The following is a 19,260-nucleotide window of genomic DNA, read 5'->3' on the forward strand; positions in this document are numbered from 1 at the left end:
CCTAGCCCACGTAGAGGCGCGGCACGCGCGGCGTGATCGAGGTCAGCATCTCATAGCTGATGGTTCCCGCCGCCGTCGCCGCGTCGTCCACCAGACGATGGGCGCCGAAGATCTCGACCGTGTCGCCGGCCGCCACGTCCAGGCCGGTGACGTCCACCGCCAGCACGTCCATCGACACCCGGCCGATGATGGGGCGAAGTTCGCCAGCGACCCAGACCTGACCGCGCGGGCTGTTGCTGCGCATGACCCCGTCAGCATAGCCGGTCCCGCAGGTCGCCACGCGCATGGGCGACTCGGCGCGATAGCCCTGCGAATAACCGACCGTCTCGCCCGCCGGCACGTCGCGCACCTGCATGATCTGGGCGTTCAGCGTGGCCACCGGGGCGATGCGGCTGTCGGGCTTGCCCTCAGGCCCGCCGCCGAACAGGCAGATGCCGGGGCGCGCGGCGTCAAAGGCGAAGTCCGGTCCCAGGAAACAGCCGCCCGAGTTGGCGAAGGACCGCGTCACCCCCGGATAGCGCGTGACTGCGGCGGCATAGGCGTCGCGCTGGGCCCGGTTCAGCGGATGGGCCGGTTCGTCGGCGCAGGCCAGATGCGTCATGATCAGCTCCAGCCCTTCGAACGGCTCGGGTGCGTCCTCGACGCGGAAACCCAACCGGTTCATGCCGGTATCCAGTTGCAGACCGCAGGCGCCGCCGCCCGCCGCCGTCCAGGCCGAGATCTGGCCGGGTTGGTTCAGCACGGGCCGCAGGTTGGCCGCCTTGATCATGGCCGCAGACGATCCGTGGCAGCCGTCCAGCACATAGATGACCGGCTCGGGTCCGATGGCCTCGCGCAGCAGCACGCCCTCGGCCGCCCGCGCCACGAAGAAGGTCCGCGCCCCCTCGGTCATCAGCCGCTTGGCCACTGCGGCGGCGCCCAGGCCGTAGCCGTCGGCCTTGACGACCGGATTGACCGGCACGCCGATCAGGCCCTGCAGGGTGTGGAAATTGCGCGCCAGGGCGCCGAGGTCGACGGTGAGGGAGGCGGGGAGGGACATAGACGCCCTTATGCCGCAAGATTCATGCGGCGCCACGACCCTTGGGCCGAATTACTCGGGAATATCGGCGAAGGCGCCGCCGTAGCGATCGTCGTGGGCCAGGTTGCCGAAGCGGACGGTGTCCGCGTCGAAGGCCAGCTTGACGATGCCGATGGGGCCGTGACGCTGCTTGCCGATGACGACCTCGGCCTGACCCTGCAGCCGGTCCATGTCCTGCTGCCATTGAAGGTGCTCCTCGGACCCCTCGCGTGGTTCGGCGCGGCCCAGATAGTAGCTCTCGCGATAGACGAACATGACGCAGTCGGCGTCCTGCTCGATCGAGCCGGATTCACGCAGGTCGGACAGTTGCGGGCGCTTGTCTTCACGCTGTTCGACCTGACGCGACAGCTGCGACAGGGCGATGATCGGCACGCCCAGTTCCTTGGCCAGGGCCTTCAGGCCGCCGGTGATCTCGGACACTTCCTGCACCCGGTTCTTCTGACCGCCGCCTTCGCCGGTCGTCACCAGTTGCAGGTAGTCGACGATGATCAGGTCCAGGCCATGCTCCATCCGCTTCAGGCGTCGCGCGCGCGCCGCCAGCTTGGAGATGGAGATGCCGCCGGTGGCGTCGATATAGAGGGGGCTCTCGCCGATCTCGACCGCCGCGTCGCGCAGCTTGCCGAAGTCCGAGGCGTCGATCTCGCCCTTGCGCAGCTTGTCCGAGGACACGCCCGACGCATCGGCCAGAATACGCATGGCCAGCTGTTCGGCGCTCATTTCCAGAGAGTAGAAGGCCACGACGCCGCCGTTGACGGTCTTGCGGCCCTCGGGCGTCGGTTCCCACTGATAGGCGCGGGCCACGTTGAAGGCCATGTTGGTGGCGAGCGCCGTCTTACCCATCGACGGACGACCCGCGAGGATCAGAAGGTCGGACGGGTGCAGGCCGCCCAGCTTGCGGTCCAGGTCGTTCAGGCCGGTGGCCAGACCGGCCAGCTTGCCCTCGCGCTGATAGGCCTCGCCCGCCATTTCGACGGCGCCGGCCAGGGCGGTCGAGAAGCTGACGAAGCCCGACGACGGCTTGCCCGTCTCGGCCAGCGAATAGAGGGTCTGTTCCGCCTGTTCGATCTGTTCGTCGGCGGGCGTCTCGGGGTTGGGCGCCTGCTTGATCATCTCGCCGCCGATACGGATCAGGTCGCGGCGCAGGGCCAGGTCATAGATGACGCGGGCGTAGTCGGGGGCGTTGGCCGCCGGCGGGGCGCGGTCGACGAGGTCGGCGAGGTAGCGCAGACCGCCGAACTCATGGAAAGCCGGGTCCTGCTTGAACCGCTCCATCAGGATGGTCGGCTCGGCCAGCATCCCTTGGCGGATGTGATCCTCGATCGCCTCGAACAGCCGCTGGTGGAAGGGCTCGTACATATGCGAGCCACGCAGCCGGTCGCTCAGCCGCTCGAACACGGCGTTGTCGAACATCAACGAGCCCAGCAGCGCCTGCTCCGCCTCCAGGTTGTGGGGCATGGACGAGACGGTGACCTGATCGGTTCCGTAGGGCATGGGGGCGAAGGCGTTCATGGGACTAGGCATAGCCCTAAGCGACGCCTGCGTCAGACGCGGGCGCCGCCTTGGTCGTGGACATCCGACGGCGCCTGTGGACGGTCCCGAAAATCCCCGTCGGATCAGCGGCGCGGCCGTGACTTCAGGCGGGGCAGGGATGCTCCGCCGCCATCCATTCCCGCACGGCCTGGGTCACGCTGATGTTGCGCCGCGCCGCCGGGATGGCGTTGAAGCGCGCCAGCAGGGCATCAGCGGAAACACCGACCTTTTCGGGCATACAGGTGGCTGGGCGGCGGCCTGCTGCCTGCGCCGCGGTCTGCTCGCTGCGGACGGCGGCGAAGGCCTGCTTGGTCTCGTTCATCAGCCGCCGCGTGTCCGACCGCAGCAGGGCGGTCGGATTGCGCGGGATGCGATTGGCCGAGGTCAGGAATTCCTGAACCGTCATGGCGCTGGCGCTGCCCGCCCAAAGGCTGGCGGCGACGGCGAGGATAAGCGTGGCTTTTTTCATACGGACCCCTCCGATTGGAATGGCCCAGCTTGGTTCGATGTCTGTGGCGGAACAATGGCTGCCGAGGCGGCCATGGCGGCGGCCCGCCGTAGCCGCGACGTCGTTCCCTCAGCAGCAGCGTCCGGCGCGAGGAGGAAGAAGGCCCCTCCTCGCGGGGACTGCCGCCTAGGCAGAGGTTTCGATCACCACTTCACCGCGATGCGGCCATAGACGAAGCGCCCGTTGAAGCCGTAGGGCGAGAAGTTCGAGAAGGGGAAGGCGCCGGTCGTGTTGTTGGCGCGCAGGCTCTGGCGCGGATACTGGTCCAGGATGTTGTCAGCACCCACCGAGAGGATGACCTTGTCGGTGATGCGGTAGCGCGCCTCAATGTCTGTCACCAGGGCGGCGCCCAACTTCAGGTCTGTGGCTTCGGTCGCGCCGGCCGCCAGCACGTCGCCATAGCCGGTCAGGCGCACCGTGCCGCCCAGGCGCTGGGCTTCCCAATCGGTCTGGAACACGACCTTCCACGGCGGCGAGCCTTCTTCAAAGCGAGCTACGGCCTGGCGCCCGAACAGGCTGGTCGGCGTGGGCAGGACGCCGGTCTCGGTCACCGGCGTCTTGGTGACTTTGAAGTCGTTGACGTTGCCCGCCAGGGTGAAGTCCAGGCGGTGGCCGACAGCGGTCTCGGCGCGATACCGGGCGACGACGTCCAGTCCCGTGGTTTCGGTGTCCACGCCGTTGATGAAGAAACGCGCGGCCGATGCGCCATAGGGCGCCAGCAGGTCGAAGATGGTGCGGGCGTTCGTGCCCACGGCGGCCGTGGCGCTGCCCGTCAGGGTTTCCGACAGGATGATGCGGTCCTTGATGTCGATGCGATAGGCGTCAGCCGTCAGCTCGAACGGGCCGTTGCGGGCCACGAAGCCCAGCGAGTAGTTGACCGAGGTTTCGGCATCGAGCGGCGTGCCGCCCAGCGCCAGGCCGACCTCGCTGATCGACGGATAGGTGCCGGTCTCATAGGCGACGTTGTTGATGTAGAGGATCGACGTCTGGGTATAGTACTGCTGTTGCAGACTGGGGGCTCGGAACCCGGTCGAGACCGCGCCGCGTACGGCGAAGTGAGGGTTGAAGTCGTAGCGGCCCGCGAGCTTGCCCGAGACATTGTCGCCGAAATCCGAGTAGTTCTCGTAACGGAGCGCTCCCGACAGGGTCAGGCCGTCGATGACTTCGCCTTCCAGGTCCAGATAGACGCCGACGTTGCTGCGATCTTCGTCCACCTCGTTGCCGGGGGTGAAGCCGGTGAAGCCGCGGGAACCGAAGGCGAGGGTGGCGCCGCCGGCGGCCAGGACCGGCCCGCGGGCGTAGGAGGCCTCTTCCCCCGCGCCGATCTGATAGTTTTCGCGGCGGGCCTCAAGGCCCACGGCGACGTTCAGAGGACCAGCCCAACCCAGGTCGTATTCTCGGCTGGCGTCTGTGCTGAAGACGAGCTGGTCGTATTGCAGCGAGCCCGCGTAGAACTCGGTCGGGCCGTTGATGCCATAGGTCGGGTTCATGGTGTTCTCGGCGCCGAACTCGATCTTGTTCGAGCCGTAGCCGAGGTTGATGTCGATGCCCCATTCGCCCAGCGAACCGCGCACGCCGCCCGCGGCGGTCCAGTCTGTCGTGTCGGTCAGGATCTCGGGCAGGTAGCCGTCCGGATACTTGCGACCCGCACCGTAGTCCGGGTTCTGGGTGGCGTCGGTCGGGGTGCGATAGAAGGCGGCGGCCGAGGCGTCGCGCTTCTGATAGCCGGCCCAGCCATAGGCTTCCCAGCCGGCGGCCAGCGGGACGCCGGCGTTGAGATAGACCGACAGGTCCTCGGCCTGGGCGTCGCCCTGACCGCCGGTGATACGACCCAGGGTCGGGTTGATGTCCGAGCGGTTGGTGCGGTCGCGGTCACGATACTCGACCGAGGCGGTCAGGAAGCCTTCCTCGCCCAGAGCGAAGCCCTGCCATCCCGATACCGTCAGGGTGTCGCCGTCGCGGATGTCACCCTTGCGGCCATAGAAGCCGGTATAGTCGGTGACGTATTGGCCGTAGGTGACGGTCGCGCCGCCGCCTTCCCGGGCTTCGCGCAGACGCAGGTTCAGGACGCCCGCGATGGCGTCTGAGCCGTACTGGGCCGCTGCGCCGTCGCGCAGCACTTCGATGCGCTCGACCGCCGAGGACGGGATGGCGTTCAAATCCACCGCGGAGGAGCCGCGTCCGACCGAACCGTTGAGGTTGACCAGGGCCGTCTGATGTCGACGCACGCCGTTGACCAGCACCAGGGTCTGGTCCGGGCCCTGTCCGCGCAACGTCGCGGGGCGGATGGAGTCCGTGCCGTCCGTCGCCGAGGGGCGCGGGAAGTTCAGGGCGGGGACCGAGGCCGCAAGTTGAGCCGCCAACTCGGTCGTGCCGCGTTGCTCCAGGGTTTCGGCTGTGACCACGTCCACGGGCGCGACGGTGTCGAGGCGCGAGCGGTTGGCGACGCGCGTTCCCGTCACGACGATGTCGTCGACGACCGTCGATTGAGGCGCAGCCTCCTGGGCGGAGGCGGCGCCGGCGATCAACAGGGCGGCGTTGGAGGCGGCCAGGAAGAGGGCGGAACGGGAGGCTGGGGTACGGGTCATCTCGAGAGGTCTGCTTTTCTGATTGGACGCAAGGAATCGCGCCGCGCCGTTGAGCAGCGACGATGGAAGAGTGCGTCAGTAACAATGGTCGTCAAGGCCGGCGGGGGATCGACCTTGGTAGGGTCAGCCGCGGGCTGGACATCGCGCTGGCCGAACGACCGGGCGGTGTATGTCGGCATAAAAGCGCATTCGCATCATCGTCTCCCCGCTCATCAGCGAGGATGAGGCATGGCGATATTGCGGTGCGAAAGCGGCGCGGGATATCGAGATTATCGCGCGGACCATGCAGAAAATCTAAACCATTCGACCAAGAAAAAGGGGCGCGTCCCGAAGGACGCGCCCCTTGATCGATACGTCAGTCGACAGATCAGGCTTCGTCGCCGAAGCCTTCTTGCTGACCAGCGCCGCCTTCGATCAGTTCCTTGGCGGACTGCTCGGCTGCGTTACGCTCGTCGTCGAACTGGGCGCGGATGACATCCTCGCCCTTGGCTTGACGCTCGGCTTCTTCGGCCGAACGAGCGATGTTGATCTTGACCGTGGCGCGGACCTCGGGGTGCAGGCGAACCGGCACTTCGTGGACGCCCAGGGCCTTGATTGCGACGTTCAGCACGACTTGCGAACGCTCAATCTTGCCGCCTTCGGACTGAACGACTTCAGCCACGTCGCGGGCAGCGACCGAACCGTACAGGTGACCGGTTTCACCGGCCTGACGGATCATGACGTAGGTCTGACCGTCGATCTTGTCGGCGATCTTCTGTGCGTCAGCCTTGTTCTTCTCGTTGCGTTGCTCGATGGCGACGCGGTCGAGTTCGAACGCTTTCAGGTTGGCCGAGGTCGCGCGACGAGCCTTGTCGCGCGGCAGCAGGTAGTTACGAGCGAAGCCGTCCTTGACGGTGACGACGTCGCCGATGGCGCCGAGGTTCTCGACGCGTTCCAGCAGAACGACCTTCATCTTACTTCACCACGTACGGCAGGAGGGCCAGGTAGCGGGCGCGCTTGATGGCCTTGGCCAGTTCGCGTTGCTTCTTGGCGGAAACGGCGGTGATGCGCGAGGGCACGATCTTGCCGCGTTCGGAAACGTAACGCTGCAGCAGCTTCACGTCCTTGTAGTCGATCTTCGGCGCGTTGGCGCCCGAGAACGGGCAGACCTTGCGGCGGCGATAGAAGGGACGACGTCCGGCGGCGCCGGAGCCGGCCGGGGCGCCCGGGGAGGGTGCGGTGGTGTCGGTCATGATCCGGTTCCTTATTCCGAAGCCGCAGCTTCGTCAGTGCGCGCGGGGCGATCACGATCGCGCTCACGTTCACGACGGGCCAGCAGGGGCGACAGTTCCAGGTCGAGTTCCTCGACGCGGACGGTCAACCAACGCAGAACGTCTTCGTTCAGCGACAGCTGACGCTCGACTTCGGCCACGGCGGCAGCCGGGGCGTCGATGGCGAGCAGGGAATAATGAGCCTTGCGGTTCTTCTTGACCCGGTAGGTCAGGTTGCGCAGACCCCAGTACTCGATCTTGGCGACGGCGCCGCCGCCTTCTTCGATCAGAGCCTTGATGGTGTCGTTCAGCGCTTCGGCCTGTTGCGCCGAGATATCCTGGCGCGTCATGACCGTGTGCTCGTAAAGAGCCATGCGGTAGTCTCCCTTGTGGGCATCGGCGTGAAACGGACCGGGTAAGTCCTATCCACGATGGCTCCTGAAGCGGCGGCCGGAATGACTTCCCGAACCCTTTGGCGTTCCGCATCAGGACCGAAGCCCTGGAAAGGCGGCGCGTATAGGGGAAAAAGGCCGACAGGGCAAGGATGGCGCGGCGCGCGCGGGTCTGCATTGCCAAGCGGGGCCGAAGCAGGGGAGGGTTTTCGCCTGACTGGAGACGCTGCATGACCACGTCCGAGCCGAACGCTGTCCTGAAAAGACGCTGGTCCCTGATCGGGCCGGGCATCGTCGTGGCGGCGACGGGCGTGGGGGCGGGGGATCTGGTGGCGACCCTGATCGCCGGCTCGCGCTTCGGCTACGCTCTATTGTGGGCGGCCATCATCGGCACGGTGCTGAAGATCGCCCTGGCCGAGGCGGTGGGGCGCTGGACCCTGGCCAGCGAGCGGACGATCTTTGACGGCTGGTCCAGTCTGGGGCGGGGGCTGCTGCCGGGCGCCATTGGCGGGCGGCTGAACTGGGCCGGCCTCTATTTCGGCCTCTATGTCGTCATCTGGGGCTTTGTGTACGGGGCGGCGGCCATGACGGCCACGGCCCTTCCGCTGGCCGCCCTGTTCCCGGTGCTGGACCTGAAGGTCTGGGGGATGCTGAGCGGGATCGCGGGGCTGAGCTTCGTCTGGTTCGGCGGATACGGCGTGTTCGAGAAGGTGATGACGGCCTGCGTCGGGGTGATGTTCGTCACCGTGGTGGGGCTGGCCGTGATCGTGACGCCGGACCTTCCGGCCATGATGACTGGACTGTGGCCCAGCCTGCCGCAGGGGTCGGTCTTCTATACCCTGGGCCTGATCGGCGGGGTGGGCGGGACCATCACCATGGCGGCCTATGGCTATTGGCTGAACGCCAAGGGCTGGAAGGGGCCGGGCTGGATGTCGGTGATGCGGCTGGACAACCGGGTCGCCTATGTCGTCACCGGGGTCTTTGTCGTGGCCATGCTGATCGTCGGGGCCGAACTGCTGCACGCGGCGGGCATAGCCTTGCAGGGCGGCGAGCGGGGGCTGCTGGACCTGGATCAGGTGCTGCGAGAGCGGTTCGGGCGGCCGATCTCGATTCTGTTCCTGGTCGGCTTCTGGGCGACCAGCTTCTCAAGCCTACTGGGCGTCTGGCAGGGCGTCAGCCTGATGTTCGCCGACTTCACCGCCCATGTGCGGGGCAGGGCGGGCGAGGAGGCTGTGTGCGGCGACCGCAGCCGGGCGTTCAGAGGGTTCGCCCTGTGGCTGACCTTCCCGCCCATGGCTCTGCTGTTCATGGATCGACCGTTCGGCCTGATCGTCGCCTATGGGGTGCTGGGCAGCCTGTTCATGCCCTTCCTGGCGGGGACGCTGCTGTGGCTATTGAACAGCGACCGAGTGCCGAGGGAATGGCGCAGTCATGGGCTGTCGAACACGCTGCTGGCGGCCGGTGGCCTGCTGTTCGCCGTGCTGGCCGGCAAGGAGCTGGCGGGGCTGTTCTGAAGGGCGGCGATTGCACTGCACGACGAAAAAACAGTGCAATTGGCGGAGGCGTCCGCATCGCTTTTCCCGGGGTGCGCCGAGGCGGGAAGGTGATCCTCCTTGCGCAGCGGGGGAGGCTTTTGAATGAGCGGCGGTGCGACGGGTCACGAGGCCATTGTGGCTGGGGTTTCGGTGGGGTGCGTTGATCGACGCCAGAGCCGTTCAATCCCGGCAATTCATTGGGACCGGCGCGTTCGATCATGCGCAAGGTGCCGGTTCGAGAGGGCCACTTCTTGCCGTAGGGGCGGGTTTCGCCTACGCCTCGGCGCCTTGAATCAACGGACCACGGATCGTTTCGCATGACCCTCGCGCTTCTCTTTCCCGGCCAGGGCAGCCAGAGCGTCGGCATGGGCGCTGCATTGGCGGACGCCTTCGCCAGCGCTCGCGAGGTCTTCGCCGAGGTCGACGACGCGCTGAACCAGAAGCTGTTCGATCTGATGCGCGAAGGCCCGGAAGACCAGCTGACCCTGACCGAGAACGCCCAGCCGGCCCTGATGGCGGTATCCGCCGCAGCGGCGCGGGTGCTGAAGGTCGAGTTCGGCGTGGACGTGACCAAGGCCGGCTTCGTCGCCGGGCACTCGCTGGGCGAATATTCGGCTCTGGCCGCTGTCGGCGCGATCAGCCTGTCGGACACGGCGCGTCTGCTGAAGCTGCGCGGTCAGGCCATGCAGCGCGCCGTGCCGGTGGGCAAGGGGGCGATGGCCTCGCTGATCGGCCCCAAGACGGACCTGGCCTTGGCCGAAGCCGCTGCTGCGGCGGGTTCGGAAGTCGGCGTCTGCGTCGTCGCCAACGACAACAACAATGGCAACGTCGTCATCTCGGGCGACAAGGCCGCCGTGGACCGCGCCATCGAGAAGGCCAAGGAACTGGGCGCGCGGGCGATCCCGCTGAACGTCTCGGCGCCCTTCCACTGCCCGCTGATGCAGCCCGCCGCCGATGAAATGGCTGATGCCCTGGGGGAGGCGAAGATCGTTGCGCCCTCGGTCGCCGTGGTGGCCAACGTCACCGCCCGCCCGGAAACGGACCCTGAGGTCCTGCGCCGTCTGCTGGTCGAGCAGGTCACGGGCCGCGTGCGCTGGCGCGAGAGCATGGAGTGGATGGCCACGGAAGGCGGCGTGACCCGCTTCGCCGAGATCGGCTCGGGCAAGGTCCTGACCGGCATGGCCAAGCGTATCGCGCCCGACGCCGAGAGCCTGGCGCTGAACACGCCGGAAGACCTGGAAGCGTTCGCGAAGTCCATCTGAAGCCGCTCATCCCCGCGGAGGCGGGGACCCAGTTCTTTGGGAACGAGATGCGGCGTTTGAAGCTAAAGCCTAGGTCCCCGCCTCCGCGGGGATGAGCGGAGATTTCAATGTTCAACCTTTCGGGAAAGATCGCCCTGGTGACCGGCGCGACCGGCGGCATAGGCGGGGCCATTGCGCGCTCGCTGCACGCTCAGGGCGCGACCGTCGTGCTGTCGGGCACGCGGGAAGCGGTGCTGGCTGATTTGGCCAAGGAACTGGGTGAGCGCGCATTCTTCGCCGCCGCCAACCTGTCGGACCCGGAATCGGTCGATGGGCTGGTGGCGCGGGCTGAAGAAGCCGCCGGCGGCCCGCTGGACATCCTGGTCGCCAACGCCGGCATCACCAAGGACGGTCTGCTGATGCGGATGAAGGACGAGGACTTCCAGTCCGTCATCCAAATCAATCTGGAGAGCTATTTCCGCCTGACCCGCGCGGCGGTGAAGGGGATGATGAAGCGCCGTTCGGGCCGCATCATCGGCGTGACCTCGGTGGTCGGCGTGACCGGCAACCCGGGCCAGACCAACTACTCGGCGTCCAAGGCCGGCATGATCGGCTTCTCCAAATCCCTGGCCCAGGAAGTCGGTTCGCGCGGGATCACGGTGAATTGCATCGCGCCCGGTTTCATCGCCTCGCCGATGACCGACGTGCTGAACGATCAGCAGCGCGAGGCCATTCTGACCAAGATTCCGTCAGGCCGACTGGGCACGGGCGAGGAAATCGCCGCCGCCGCCGTCTATCTGTCGTCCAACGAAGCCGCCTATGTCACGGGCCAAACCCTGCACGTGAACGGCGGCATGGCGATGATTTAAAGCGTTGCGCGTCACGATCACGACGCGCAACAATCTATTTCCCGCCCCGATGGCTGTGCTAAAGGGCGGGAATGCTTCGCGGCGGTGAGTCCCTCGGGTCTTGCTTCCCACAGGCTGCCGTGACACGGCGAACACTGAGACCCCGCCTTCACGGCGATAAACAACTGGCAGAGAGACACTCATGTCCGACACCCTCGAACGCGTCCGCAAGATCGTTATCGACCACCTGGACGCCGATCCGGACAAGGTCACGGAAAAAGCCTCCTTCATCGACGACCTGGGCGCTGACTCGCTCGACAACGTCGAGCTGGTCATGGCCTTCGAAGAAGAATTCGACGTCGAAATCCCGGATGACGCCGCTGAGCACATCCAGACCGTCGGCGACGCTGTGAAGTTCATCGACGAGAAGCTGGCTGGTTAATCCAGCTGCGATCCGTCGCACTTCCAAATGATGGCCGCCGTGACGGGACCCTAGCGGGACCGTCCGGCGGCCATTATTGTTTTCGGTCACGATTCTTATAGTCCAAGGAGCGCGAACCATGCGCCGCGTCGTCATCACGGGCCTCGGCCTTGTCACCCCGCTCGGTTCGGGCGTGGAGCATGTCTGGAAGGGCATCGTCGAGGGCCGCTCGGGCATTGGTCCGATCACCTGCTTCGACACCGAGGGCTATGGCTGCACCATCGCGGGTGAAGTGCCGTCCGTGGACGGTCGTGGACGCGGCGCGCCGGATCAGCCGGGCGTCTTCGATCCCGATCAGGTGATGTCGGCCAAGGACAGGAAGCGCGTCGACGACTTCATCCTGTACGCCATCGCCGCCGCCGACGAGGCTCTGGCCGATGCGAACTGGAAGCCCGAGAGCGAGGACGACAAGGAAGCGACCGGCGTCATGGTCGGCTCCGGCATCGGCGGCCTGGGCCCCATCGCCGAGACGGCCATCGTGCTGAAGGAACAGGGCGTCCGTCGCGTCAGCCCCTTCTTCATTCCCTCGGCCCTGATCAACCTGGCCTCGGGTCAGATCTCGATCCGCCACGGGCTGAAGGGACCGAATCACTCGGTCGTCACCGCCTGCGCCACCGGCGCCCACGCCATCGGCGACGCGGCCCGCATGATCGCTCTGGGCGACGCGGACGTCATGGTGGCGGGCGGCGCTGAAAGCTCGGTCGTGCCGATCGGCATCGCCGGCTTCCTGGCCTGCAAGGCCCTGTGCACAGCCTACAACGATACGCCCGAGAAGGCCTCGCGTCCCTATGACCGCGGCCACGCCGGCTTCATCATGGGCGAGGGCGCCGGCATCATGGTGCTGGAGGAATACGAACACGCCAAGGCGCGCGGCGCCAAGATCTACGCCGAGGTCGTCGGCTATGGCATGAGCGGCGACGCCTATCACATCACCGCCCCGTCCGAGGACGGCGACGGCGGTCTGCGGGCCATGAAGATGGCGCTGAAGCGCGCGGGCATGGAGCCGTCGGATCTTGACTACGTCAACGCCCACGGCACCTCGACCATGGCCGACTGGATCGAACTGCGGGCCATTGAGCGTCTGGTCGGCGATCACGCCAAGGATGTGGCGGTGTCCTCGACCAAGTCGATGACGGGGCACCTGCTGGGCGCCGCCGGGGCGATCGAGAGCATCTTCTCGGTCCTGGCCATCCGCGACCAGATCGCGCCGCCGACCATCAACCTGGACGACCCCGAGCACGAGACGGCCATCGACCTGGTGCCGCACAAGGGCAAGCCGATGAAGATCGATGTCGCCATGTCCAACAGCTTCGGCTTCGGCGGCACCAATGCCGCCGTGATCTTCAAGAAGGTCGACTGATTTGGCCAAGGCTCCGTCGCGTCGTCCCACGCCCAAGGTTCGCATCCCCAAGTCGCGCGTACCGAAGCGGGGCGGCGGCGGCGGGGCTAAATCCAGCCTCGGCGTCGGCCTGATCACCGCCGCCGGGACGCTGGGCGTCTTCGTGGCGGCGGCCCTGATCGGCCTGTGGGTGGTCTATTGGGGACCTGGACCGTCAGCCAGGGAAGGCGAGGCGACCATCGTCACCCTGCCGTCGGGTGCGGGTGTCTCGGCCATCGCCGCCAATCTGAAATCGGCGGGCGTGATCCGCTCGACCGACCTGTTCCGCGCCGCCGTCAGCCTGAGCGGCGCCGACCGCAAGATCCGCGCGGGCGAGTATGAGGTGCCGTCGGGCGCGTCGCTGGCCACCGTGGTCGGCCTGCTGGTCGACGGCAAGGCGGTGCGCCATTACGTGACCCTGCCGGAGGGTTGGTCCTCCGCCCAGGCGGTCGATATCCTGATGAAGCAGCCGGTCCTGACCGGCGAGGTCGAGGTTCCGCCTGAGGGCAGCCTGTGGCCCGACACCTATGAGGTGTCGCGCGGCGAAACCCGCGCCTCGGTCGTCGCCCGGATGCAGCGCGCCGCCACGAGCAAGCTGGCCGCCCTGTGGGCGCAGCGCTCGCCCAACACCATCGTCACGACGCCGGAGGAGGCCATGGTGCTGGCCTCCATCGTCGAAAAGGAAACCGGCCTGGCCGCGGAACGGCCCCAGGTGGCGGCGGTCTTCACCAACCGTCTGCGGCTGGGAATGCGGCTGGAGAGCGATCCGACCATCGTCTACGGCGTGACCAAGGGGCGGCCGCTGGGACGCGGCATCCGCGCCTCGGAACTGCGGGCCCAGACGCCGTGGAACACCTATCTGATCGACGGCCTGCCGCCGACGCCCATCGCCAATCCCGGCGAGGAGGCGCTGAAGGCGGTGCTGAACCCGCCGCGTTCGGAATACGTCTTCTTCGTCGCGGACGGCACAGGCGGTCACGTCTTCGCGCGGACCTATCCCGAGCACCTGCTGAACGTGGCGCGCTGGCGCGAGATCGAGCGCCGCAAGGCGGGCCTGCCGCCCGGCCAGACAGCCTCTGTTGCGGGCGCTGCGACGACGCCGATGGGCGAGGGGGCTGTGGTCGAGACGCCTGCGGGCGCCGCCGTCATCACCATGAATCCGGCGGCAGCGCGATGAGCCCCATCTCAGGCATGACCGGCTTCGGTCGGGCCGACGGGGCGCTGGACGGCTGGACCTGGACGGTCGAGGCGCGTTCGGTCAACGGGCGGTCGCTGGAGGTGCGCTATCGCGGACCCGGCGGCTTCGACAATCTGGAGCGGCTGACCAAGGCGGCGGCGCAAGGACGGCTGAACCGGGGCCAGGTGACGCTGGGCGTTCAGGCCAAGCGGGCTGAGGGCAGTGAGCCCGCCCCGCGCGTCAACGAGGCGGTGCTGGCCAACTATCTGAAACTGGCGAACCAGTTGGCGGAAGAAGGGGCGGTTCCGCCCTCGGCTGACGGTCTGTTGGCCCTGCGCGGGGTCATCGAGGTCGCCGAGGAGGTCGAGGACCTGGAGGCTCACGCCGCCGTCGAGGCGGCCATCGCCGCCACCATCGAACAGGCGCTGGACGCCCTGAAGCTGTCGCGTCAGCGCGAGGGCGAGCAACTGACGCCGGTGATCCGCGACTTTGTCGGGACCATCGAGGCCCTGGTCGCGCGGGCGGAACTGGAAGCTTCGAGCCAAACCGAGGCGATCCGCGAACGTTTCACCCGCCGGATCAGCGAACTGGCCCCCGATGCGCCGGGTCTGGAGGAGCGAATTTTCCTTGAAGCGGCGGCCCTGGCGACCAAGGCAGACGTGCGCGAGGAACTGGATCGCCTGACCGCCCACGTCGATTCCGCCCGGACACTGTTGCAGCAACCCCCCGCCGGACGAAAACTCGACTTCCTGATGCAGGAATTCATGCGGGAAGCGAACACGCTCTGCTCGAAATCCGCTACCACGCCGCTCACCGGAATCGGCCTCGAACTGAAGGCCGTCATCGAGCAGCTTCGAGAACAAGTTCAGAATGTCGAATAACCGCACCCCCCGCCGTGGCGTCCTGCTGATAGTCGCCAGTCCGTCGGGGGCCGGGAAGACGTCTCTGTGCCGCCGCCTGATGGCCGATCACAAGGGGCTGGAACTGTCGGTCTCCATGACGACGCGGGGCATTCGTCCGGGCGAGGTCGACGGCCGTGACTACAACTTCGTCAGCCAGGAGGAATTCCAGCGTCTGATCGACGCGGACGCCTTCCTGGAATGGGCCGACGTGCACGGCAACCGCTACGGCTCGCCCGCTGCGCCGGTGAACCGCGCCCTGGCCGAAGGCCGCGACGTCCTGTTCGACATCGACTGGCAGGGCGCCCGCGACGTGGCCGAGAAATGCCCCGGCGACGCCGTGCGCGTCTTCGTCCTGCCGCCTAGCCTGGAAGAACTGCGCCGCCGCCTGGTGACGCGCTCGCAGGACGCCGACGACGTGATCGAACGCCGCGTCGCCAACGCCAAGGGCGAGATCGAACATTGCGACGAGTTCGACTACGTCCTGGTCAACGAGGATTTTGACAGCAGCTATGCGGAGCTGGCGCACATCTATCACGCCGAGCGCAGTTGCCGGACGCGCAACCTCTGGGTTGAGGGTTACAAGGACGCCTTGCTGAAGGAAGTGGTCTGAGGTCCATGAGCGACGCCGACCATAGGCGCTGGCTGGCTCAGGCGGTGGATCTGGCGCTGGAGAACCTCCGCGCCGGCGGGCGTCCCTTCGGCGCGGTTCTGGTCAAGGACGGCGTCGTCGTGGCCACCGGCGTCAACCGGATGCTGGCCACCTGCGATCCCAGTTCCCATGCCGAGATGGAGGCCCTGCGTCAGGCCGGGCCGGCGCTGGGGACGGTCGATCTGTCGGGCAGCGTCCTCTACGCCAGCGGTCATCCTTGCCCCATGTGTCTGGCGGCGGCGGTGATGACGCGGGTGGCGGCGGTCTACTACGCTTTCACCAACTCTGACGCCGAGCCCTACGGTTTCTCCAGCGCGGCCGCCTATGCCGCACTGGGCGTCCGTACCGACCCGGCGCCCCTGCCGTTGAAGCAGTTGGACGTGCCGGGCCGCACGGCGGCTGACCTTTACGGGGGCTGACCTCATCGTCATCCCGGACGAAGGCTCGCTTGCGAGCCGGAGATCCGGGACCGCCCAAGACCCTGACCATTATGCTCTCTGCGGTCCCGGATAGCGGCTACGCCGCTTCCGGGATGACGGGGCGGGGCGTCTCTAGCGGAACACCACGCGCACGCCCGGTTTGACTTTGGACGCCAGCTGTTCGGCGTCCCAGTTGGTCAAGCGCACGCAGCCGCTGGAAAAGGTCTTGCCGACCTTGGACGGGTCAGGCGTGCCGTGGATGCCATAGGTGTCGCGCGACAGGTCGATCCATACCGAACCGACCGGATTGTTCGGCCCTGCCGGCACGATGACCTTGCGATCGCCCCGGTCATAGCTGACCCGGTCGGGATCGTAGGTGTAGTTGGGCTCGGGCGCGACGCCCACGACGCTCAGATCGCCCGATGGCGCGGGACGCGCTGAACTGCCGATGGTGGCGGGATAGAAGGCCAGCAGCCGGTCATTGGCGTCATAGGCGCGAACCGAGCGTTCGGTCTTGTCCACCACGATGCGGGCCACGTCGCCGGCCAGTTCGGTCTGGGCGACAGCGGCGACGATGATGCTCTGGCCTGCCTTGCCGAAATCGACGCCGGGGTTGAGAGCCCGCAGCAGGCCCTCCGTCATGTGGAACTTCTCGGCGAAGGCTTCCAGCGGCGTGGCGTAGCCGACGGTCGGCAACTTCGACATGGCCTGAAGGTCGGACGGGACCTGACCGATGAAGGGGCCTGCCAGATCGGCGGCGGTGATCGTGTAGTCGGCCAGCACCTTGCCCGCGTCGCCCGCCGTCAGGCGACCGAAAACCTCGGCGTCCAGCACGCCATCCTCGGGCAAGCCGGCGGCCTTCTCGAAGGCGGCGATGGCCTGACGCGTGTTGTCGCCGCCCAGGCCGTCGATGACGCCGGGCGAGAAGTTGGCGCGGTCCAGCAGGATCTGCGCGCGGGCTATGGCGGGATCAGGTGCGACGGGCGCCGTCTGGCCGTTGGCGGACGGTGCGGCCTCGAACACCGCCGCTTCAATCGCCTCTCGCGTGAGCGCAGGCGCGGGTGAGGCGGCGGATGGCTGTTCGGGCTTTGGCGTCTCGGCGGGTGATCCGCAGGCGGTCAGAAAGACCAAGGCGAAGGGCAGGGCGGCGGAAGCAACGAGACGCGATTTCGACATGAAGGCTCCGAAGGTTTCGGGACCTGTCGAACGCCCCTAGGCGCTGAGACGTTCCTCGGCAGCCGCCGTTCGTGCCGCGAAGAAGGGCTTGATGCGGGCCAAGGCGTCCTCGACCTGCGCCGTTGAGACGGCGAAGCTGAAGCGGATGAAGCGGTGGCCGTTGACCGGGTCGAAGTCGACGCCGGGCGCCGTCGCCACGCCGGTTTCGCGCAACAGGGCCTCGCAGAAACCGATGCTGTCGTCGGTCAGGTGACCGATGTCGGCGTAGATGTAGAAGGCGCCGTCGGGCGGGGCGATGGAGCGCAGGCCCATGGCCGGCAGGGCGTCCAGCATCAGGGCGCGGTTGGCGCGATAGACGTCGATGTTGGCCTCCAGCTCGACCTCGCAGTCCATGGCGATCAGGCCGGCGTGCTGGCTGAGGGTGGCGGGGGTCAGGAACATGTTGCCGACGCGGGCGCGGGCCTGCGGCACCTCAGCCTCGGGCAGCAGCAGCCAGCCCAGACGCCAGCCGGCCATGCTCCAGTATTTGGAGAAGCTGTTGACGATCAATGCGTTCGGCTCGAACTGCAGCATCGACGGCGTCGGGCCGGTGTAGGACAGGCCGTGGTAGATCTCGTCCGAGATGACCGAGATGTTTCGCTCTCGGCAGACCTCGGCGATGGCCTTCAGCTCGGCCTCGGGGATGATGGTGCCGGTCGGGTTGGCGGGGCTGGCGATGATGACGCCAGCGGGCGCGGGATCGAGGGCGCGCAGGGCCTCGGCGGTCAGCTGGAAGCGCACCTCGGGGCCGCAGTCGATCTCGACCGGCTCCATGTGCAGGGCCTTCAGGGTGTTGCGGTAGGCGACATAGCCGGGGCGGGCGATGGCCACGCGGTCGCCGGGCTGGAACCGCATCATTAAGGCCAGCACCAGGGCGGGCGAGGCGCCGGCGGTCATGACGATCCGCTCGGGATCGACGGTCACGCCGTAGCGGCCGTCGTAAAGCTTGGCGATGCGAGCGCGCAGGGCCGGGCTTTCCCAGTAGCCGCCGGGCTCTGAGTCCAGAATGCGGTGCGCCTCGGCGATGGCGGCGTCGGGCGCGCCGGTCGAGGGCTGGCCGAACTCCATGTGGATGATGGAGCGGCCCTGCGCCTTCAGTTCATGGGCCAGTCGGCTGACGCTGATGGCGCGGAAGGGTTCGATTTCAACGGTCATGGCAAGCTTACTTCAGGGCGTCGGCCAGGCGGAGGAAGCCGGCGATGTCGATGACTTCGGCGCGGGCGTCGGGTTCGATGCCGGCGGCTTCGCACAGATCGCCGCCGCCGAGCTGTTTCAGGCTGGAGCGCAGCATCTTGCGGCGCTGGCCGAAGGCGGCGGCGGTGACGCGTTCCAGCTTTTTCAGCCGTTCGGGCGACGGACGATCGGCCAGAGGCACCACATGGACGACCGCCGAGGCCACCTTGGGCGGCGGGGTGAAGGCGGCGGCGGGCAGGTGCATGACGATGCGGGCCTCGGCCACGGCCTGGGTGATGACGGCCAGGCGGCCGTAGGCGTCGTCGCCGGGGGCGGCCACGATGCGCTCGGCCACCTCCTTCTGGAACATCAGGGTCAGGGCGCAGGGGGTCCACGGGCCGGTCAGCCACTTGATCAACAGCGGCGTGCCAACGTTGTAGGGCAGGTTCGACACCAGATGGGCCGGCCCCTCGACCAGTTGCGCCTCCCGAACGTTCAGGGCGTCGCCCTCGACGATGGTCAGGCGGCCCGAACCGTCGTCCAGTTCGGACAGAAGGGGGATGAAGCGGGGGTCCTTCTCGACCAGCACCACCTTGCCTGCGTCGCTTTCCAGGATGGCGCGGGTCAGGCCGCCGGGGCCGGGGCCGACCTCGATCACGGCGCGGCCCTCGAAAGGACCGGCGTAGCGGACGATCTTGCGCGTCACATTGAGGTCCAGCAGGAAGTGCTGGCCGAAGCTCTTCTTGGCCAGCAGGCCGTGGGCGTCGAGCGTTTCGCGTAAACTCGGCAGGGCGTCAGCCACTGAAACTCCAATCCGCTCATCCCCGCGGAGGCGGGGACCCAGTGCTTGGGCTTCATACTCAAACGTTGAGTGTTTGTCCGCTGGAATGGCAGGA

The 19,260-nt window shown here is 67.2% G+C and carries 19 protein-coding genes; 9 read left to right on the forward strand and 10 right to left on the reverse strand.

All coding sequences use genetic code 11. The features are described 5' to 3' along the window. Position 1: 1 nt before the first annotated feature. The 7 genes from alr to rpsF all read right to left on the reverse strand — a co-directional run bounded on the left by alr (position 2) and on the right by rpsF (position 7,328). The gene (gene alr / locus HNP51_RS05065; RefSeq protein WP_184267830.1) at positions 2-1,039 is read right to left on the reverse strand and encodes an alanine racemase; all 1,038 of its coding nucleotides are present in this window, start codon (positions 1,037-1,039) and stop codon (positions 2-4) included. 51 nt (positions 1,040-1,090) lie between these two features. Next, entirely contained in the window at positions 1,091-2,587 is a 1,497-nt protein-coding gene (locus HNP51_RS05070; RefSeq protein ID WP_184267832.1) for a replicative DNA helicase, read from the reverse strand. A 124-nt stretch (positions 2,588-2,711) separates the two neighbouring features. Further along, a complete protein-coding gene (locus HNP51_RS05075) occupies positions 2,712-3,077 on the reverse strand; it encodes a hypothetical protein (protein ID WP_184267834.1) in 366 nt (121 codons plus the stop codon). A gap of 182 nt (positions 3,078-3,259) precedes the next feature. Then, positions 3,260-5,704 carry a TonB-dependent siderophore receptor gene (locus HNP51_RS05080; RefSeq protein WP_184267836.1) on the reverse strand — a complete coding sequence of 815 codons (2,445 nt, stop codon included), beginning with the start codon at positions 5,702-5,704 and terminating at the stop codon, positions 3,260-3,262. Between the two features lie 367 nt (positions 5,705-6,071). Then, a complete protein-coding gene (gene rplI, locus HNP51_RS05085; RefSeq protein WP_184267838.1) occupies positions 6,072-6,656 on the reverse strand; it encodes a 50S ribosomal protein L9 in 585 nt (194 codons plus the stop codon). Between the two features lies 1 nt (position 6,657). Beyond that, a complete protein-coding gene (gene rpsR, locus HNP51_RS05090) occupies positions 6,658-6,936 on the reverse strand; it encodes a 30S ribosomal protein S18 (protein ID WP_114816677.1) in 279 nt (92 codons plus the stop codon). 11 nt (positions 6,937-6,947) lie between these two features. Further along, positions 6,948-7,328 carry a 30S ribosomal protein S6 gene (gene rpsF, locus HNP51_RS05095; RefSeq protein ID WP_114816676.1) on the reverse strand — a complete coding sequence of 127 codons (381 nt, stop codon included), beginning with the start codon at positions 7,326-7,328 and terminating at the stop codon, positions 6,948-6,950. Positions 7,329-7,576: 248 nt separating this feature from the next. Between rpsF and HNP51_RS05100 the strand changes: the two genes are divergently transcribed. The 9 genes from HNP51_RS05100 to HNP51_RS05140 all read left to right on the forward strand — a co-directional run bounded on the left by HNP51_RS05100 (position 7,577) and on the right by HNP51_RS05140 (position 15,976). Continuing rightward, positions 7,577-8,860 carry an Nramp family divalent metal transporter gene (locus HNP51_RS05100; RefSeq protein WP_184267840.1) on the forward strand — a complete coding sequence of 428 codons (1,284 nt, stop codon included), beginning with the start codon at positions 7,577-7,579 and terminating at the stop codon, positions 8,858-8,860. A 338-nt stretch (positions 8,861-9,198) separates the two neighbouring features. Continuing rightward, positions 9,199-10,143, forward strand: coding sequence for an ACP S-malonyltransferase (gene fabD, locus HNP51_RS05105; RefSeq protein ID WP_184267842.1), 945 nt, complete (start codon positions 9,199-9,201; stop codon positions 10,141-10,143). A 107-nt stretch (positions 10,144-10,250) separates the two neighbouring features. After that, positions 10,251-10,991: a 3-oxoacyl-[acyl-carrier-protein] reductase gene (gene fabG, locus HNP51_RS05110; protein ID WP_184267844.1), complete on the forward strand. Its 741-nt coding sequence runs from the start codon at positions 10,251-10,253 to the stop codon at positions 10,989-10,991. 181 nt (positions 10,992-11,172) lie between these two features. Further along, positions 11,173-11,412, forward strand: coding sequence for an acyl carrier protein (locus tag HNP51_RS05115; protein ID WP_105564338.1), 240 nt, complete (start codon positions 11,173-11,175; stop codon positions 11,410-11,412). 118 nt (positions 11,413-11,530) lie between these two features. Then, complete coding sequence (gene fabF / locus HNP51_RS05120) at positions 11,531-12,811, forward strand: beta-ketoacyl-ACP synthase II (RefSeq protein ID WP_184267846.1); 1,281 nt, start codon at positions 11,531-11,533, stop codon at positions 12,809-12,811. A gap of 1 nt (position 12,812) precedes the next feature. Continuing rightward, entirely contained in the window at positions 12,813-14,006 is a 1,194-nt protein-coding gene (mltG, locus tag HNP51_RS05125; protein WP_184267848.1) for an endolytic transglycosylase MltG, read from the forward strand. Then, positions 14,003-14,887 carry a YicC/YloC family endoribonuclease gene (locus HNP51_RS05130; RefSeq protein ID WP_184267850.1) on the forward strand — a complete coding sequence of 295 codons (885 nt, stop codon included), beginning with the start codon at positions 14,003-14,005 and terminating at the stop codon, positions 14,885-14,887. The genes mltG and HNP51_RS05130 overlap by 4 nt, the downstream gene beginning before the upstream one ends. Further along, on the forward strand, positions 14,877-15,518 hold the full coding sequence (gmk, locus tag HNP51_RS05135) for a guanylate kinase (RefSeq protein WP_114816669.1): 642 nt from the start codon (positions 14,877-14,879) through the stop codon (positions 15,516-15,518). The genes HNP51_RS05130 and gmk overlap by 11 nt, the downstream gene beginning before the upstream one ends. A 5-nt stretch (positions 15,519-15,523) precedes the next feature. Next, the gene (locus HNP51_RS05140; RefSeq protein ID WP_184267852.1) at positions 15,524-15,976 is read left to right on the forward strand and encodes a nucleoside deaminase; all 453 of its coding nucleotides are present in this window, start codon (positions 15,524-15,526) and stop codon (positions 15,974-15,976) included. A 132-nt stretch (positions 15,977-16,108) separates the two neighbouring features. Here the strand turns inward: HNP51_RS05140 and HNP51_RS05145 are convergent, their stop codons facing one another. The 3 genes from HNP51_RS05145 to rsmA are packed head-to-tail and all read right to left on the reverse strand — an operon-like array spanning position 16,109 to position 19,166. Next, positions 16,109-17,152, reverse strand: coding sequence for a L,D-transpeptidase (locus tag HNP51_RS05145; protein ID WP_184267854.1), 1,044 nt, complete (start codon positions 17,150-17,152; stop codon positions 16,109-16,111). Between the two features lie 36 nt (positions 17,153-17,188). Next, a complete protein-coding gene (locus tag HNP51_RS05150; protein WP_184267856.1) occupies positions 17,189-18,346 on the reverse strand; it encodes a pyridoxal phosphate-dependent aminotransferase in 1,158 nt (385 codons plus the stop codon). 7 nt (positions 18,347-18,353) lie between these two features. Beyond that, positions 18,354-19,166: a 16S rRNA (adenine(1518)-N(6)/adenine(1519)-N(6))-dimethyltransferase RsmA gene (rsmA, locus tag HNP51_RS05155; protein ID WP_311769902.1), complete on the reverse strand. Its 813-nt coding sequence runs from the start codon at positions 19,164-19,166 to the stop codon at positions 18,354-18,356. Between the last annotated feature and the right edge of the window lie 94 nt (positions 19,167-19,260).

Origin of the sequence: Brevundimonas bullata (assembly GCF_014207965.1) — a bacterium.
Taxonomy (GTDB): Bacteria; Pseudomonadota; Alphaproteobacteria; order Caulobacterales; family Caulobacteraceae; genus Brevundimonas; species Brevundimonas bullata_A.

Coding starts and splice junctions, on each gene's coding strand:
- alr (WP_184267830.1), bottom strand. CDS start 1,039: ATGTCCCTCCCCGCCTCCCTCACCGTCGACCTCGGCGCCCTGGCGCGC.
- HNP51_RS05070 (WP_184267832.1), bottom strand. CDS start 2,587: ATGAACGCCTTCGCCCCCATGCCCTACGGAACCGATCAGGTCACCGTC.
- HNP51_RS05075 (WP_184267834.1), bottom strand. CDS start 3,077: ATGAAAAAAGCCACGCTTATCCTCGCCGTCGCCGCCAGCCTTTGGGCG.
- HNP51_RS05080 (WP_184267836.1), bottom strand. CDS start 5,704: ATGACCCGTACCCCAGCCTCCCGTTCCGCCCTCTTCCTGGCCGCCTCC.
- rplI (WP_184267838.1), bottom strand. CDS start 6,656: ATGAAGGTCGTTCTGCTGGAACGCGTCGAGAACCTCGGCGCCATCGGC.
- rpsR (WP_114816677.1), bottom strand. CDS start 6,936: ATGACCGACACCACCGCACCCTCCCCGGGCGCCCCGGCCGGCTCCGGC.
- rpsF (WP_114816676.1), bottom strand. CDS start 7,328: ATGGCTCTTTACGAGCACACGGTCATGACGCGCCAGGATATCTCGGCG.
- HNP51_RS05100 (WP_184267840.1), top strand. CDS start 7,577: ATGACCACGTCCGAGCCGAACGCTGTCCTGAAAAGACGCTGGTCCCTG.
- fabD (WP_184267842.1), top strand. CDS start 9,199: ATGACCCTCGCGCTTCTCTTTCCCGGCCAGGGCAGCCAGAGCGTCGGC.
- fabG (WP_184267844.1), top strand. CDS start 10,251: ATGTTCAACCTTTCGGGAAAGATCGCCCTGGTGACCGGCGCGACCGGC.
- HNP51_RS05115 (WP_105564338.1), top strand. CDS start 11,173: ATGTCCGACACCCTCGAACGCGTCCGCAAGATCGTTATCGACCACCTG.
- fabF (WP_184267846.1), top strand. CDS start 11,531: ATGCGCCGCGTCGTCATCACGGGCCTCGGCCTTGTCACCCCGCTCGGT.
- HNP51_RS05130 (WP_184267850.1), top strand. CDS start 14,003: ATGAGCCCCATCTCAGGCATGACCGGCTTCGGTCGGGCCGACGGGGCG.
- gmk (WP_114816669.1), top strand. CDS start 14,877: ATGTCGAATAACCGCACCCCCCGCCGTGGCGTCCTGCTGATAGTCGCC.
- HNP51_RS05140 (WP_184267852.1), top strand. CDS start 15,524: ATGAGCGACGCCGACCATAGGCGCTGGCTGGCTCAGGCGGTGGATCTG.
- HNP51_RS05145 (WP_184267854.1), bottom strand. CDS start 17,152: ATGTCGAAATCGCGTCTCGTTGCTTCCGCCGCCCTGCCCTTCGCCTTG.
- HNP51_RS05150 (WP_184267856.1), bottom strand. CDS start 18,346: ATGACCGTTGAAATCGAACCCTTCCGCGCCATCAGCGTCAGCCGACTG.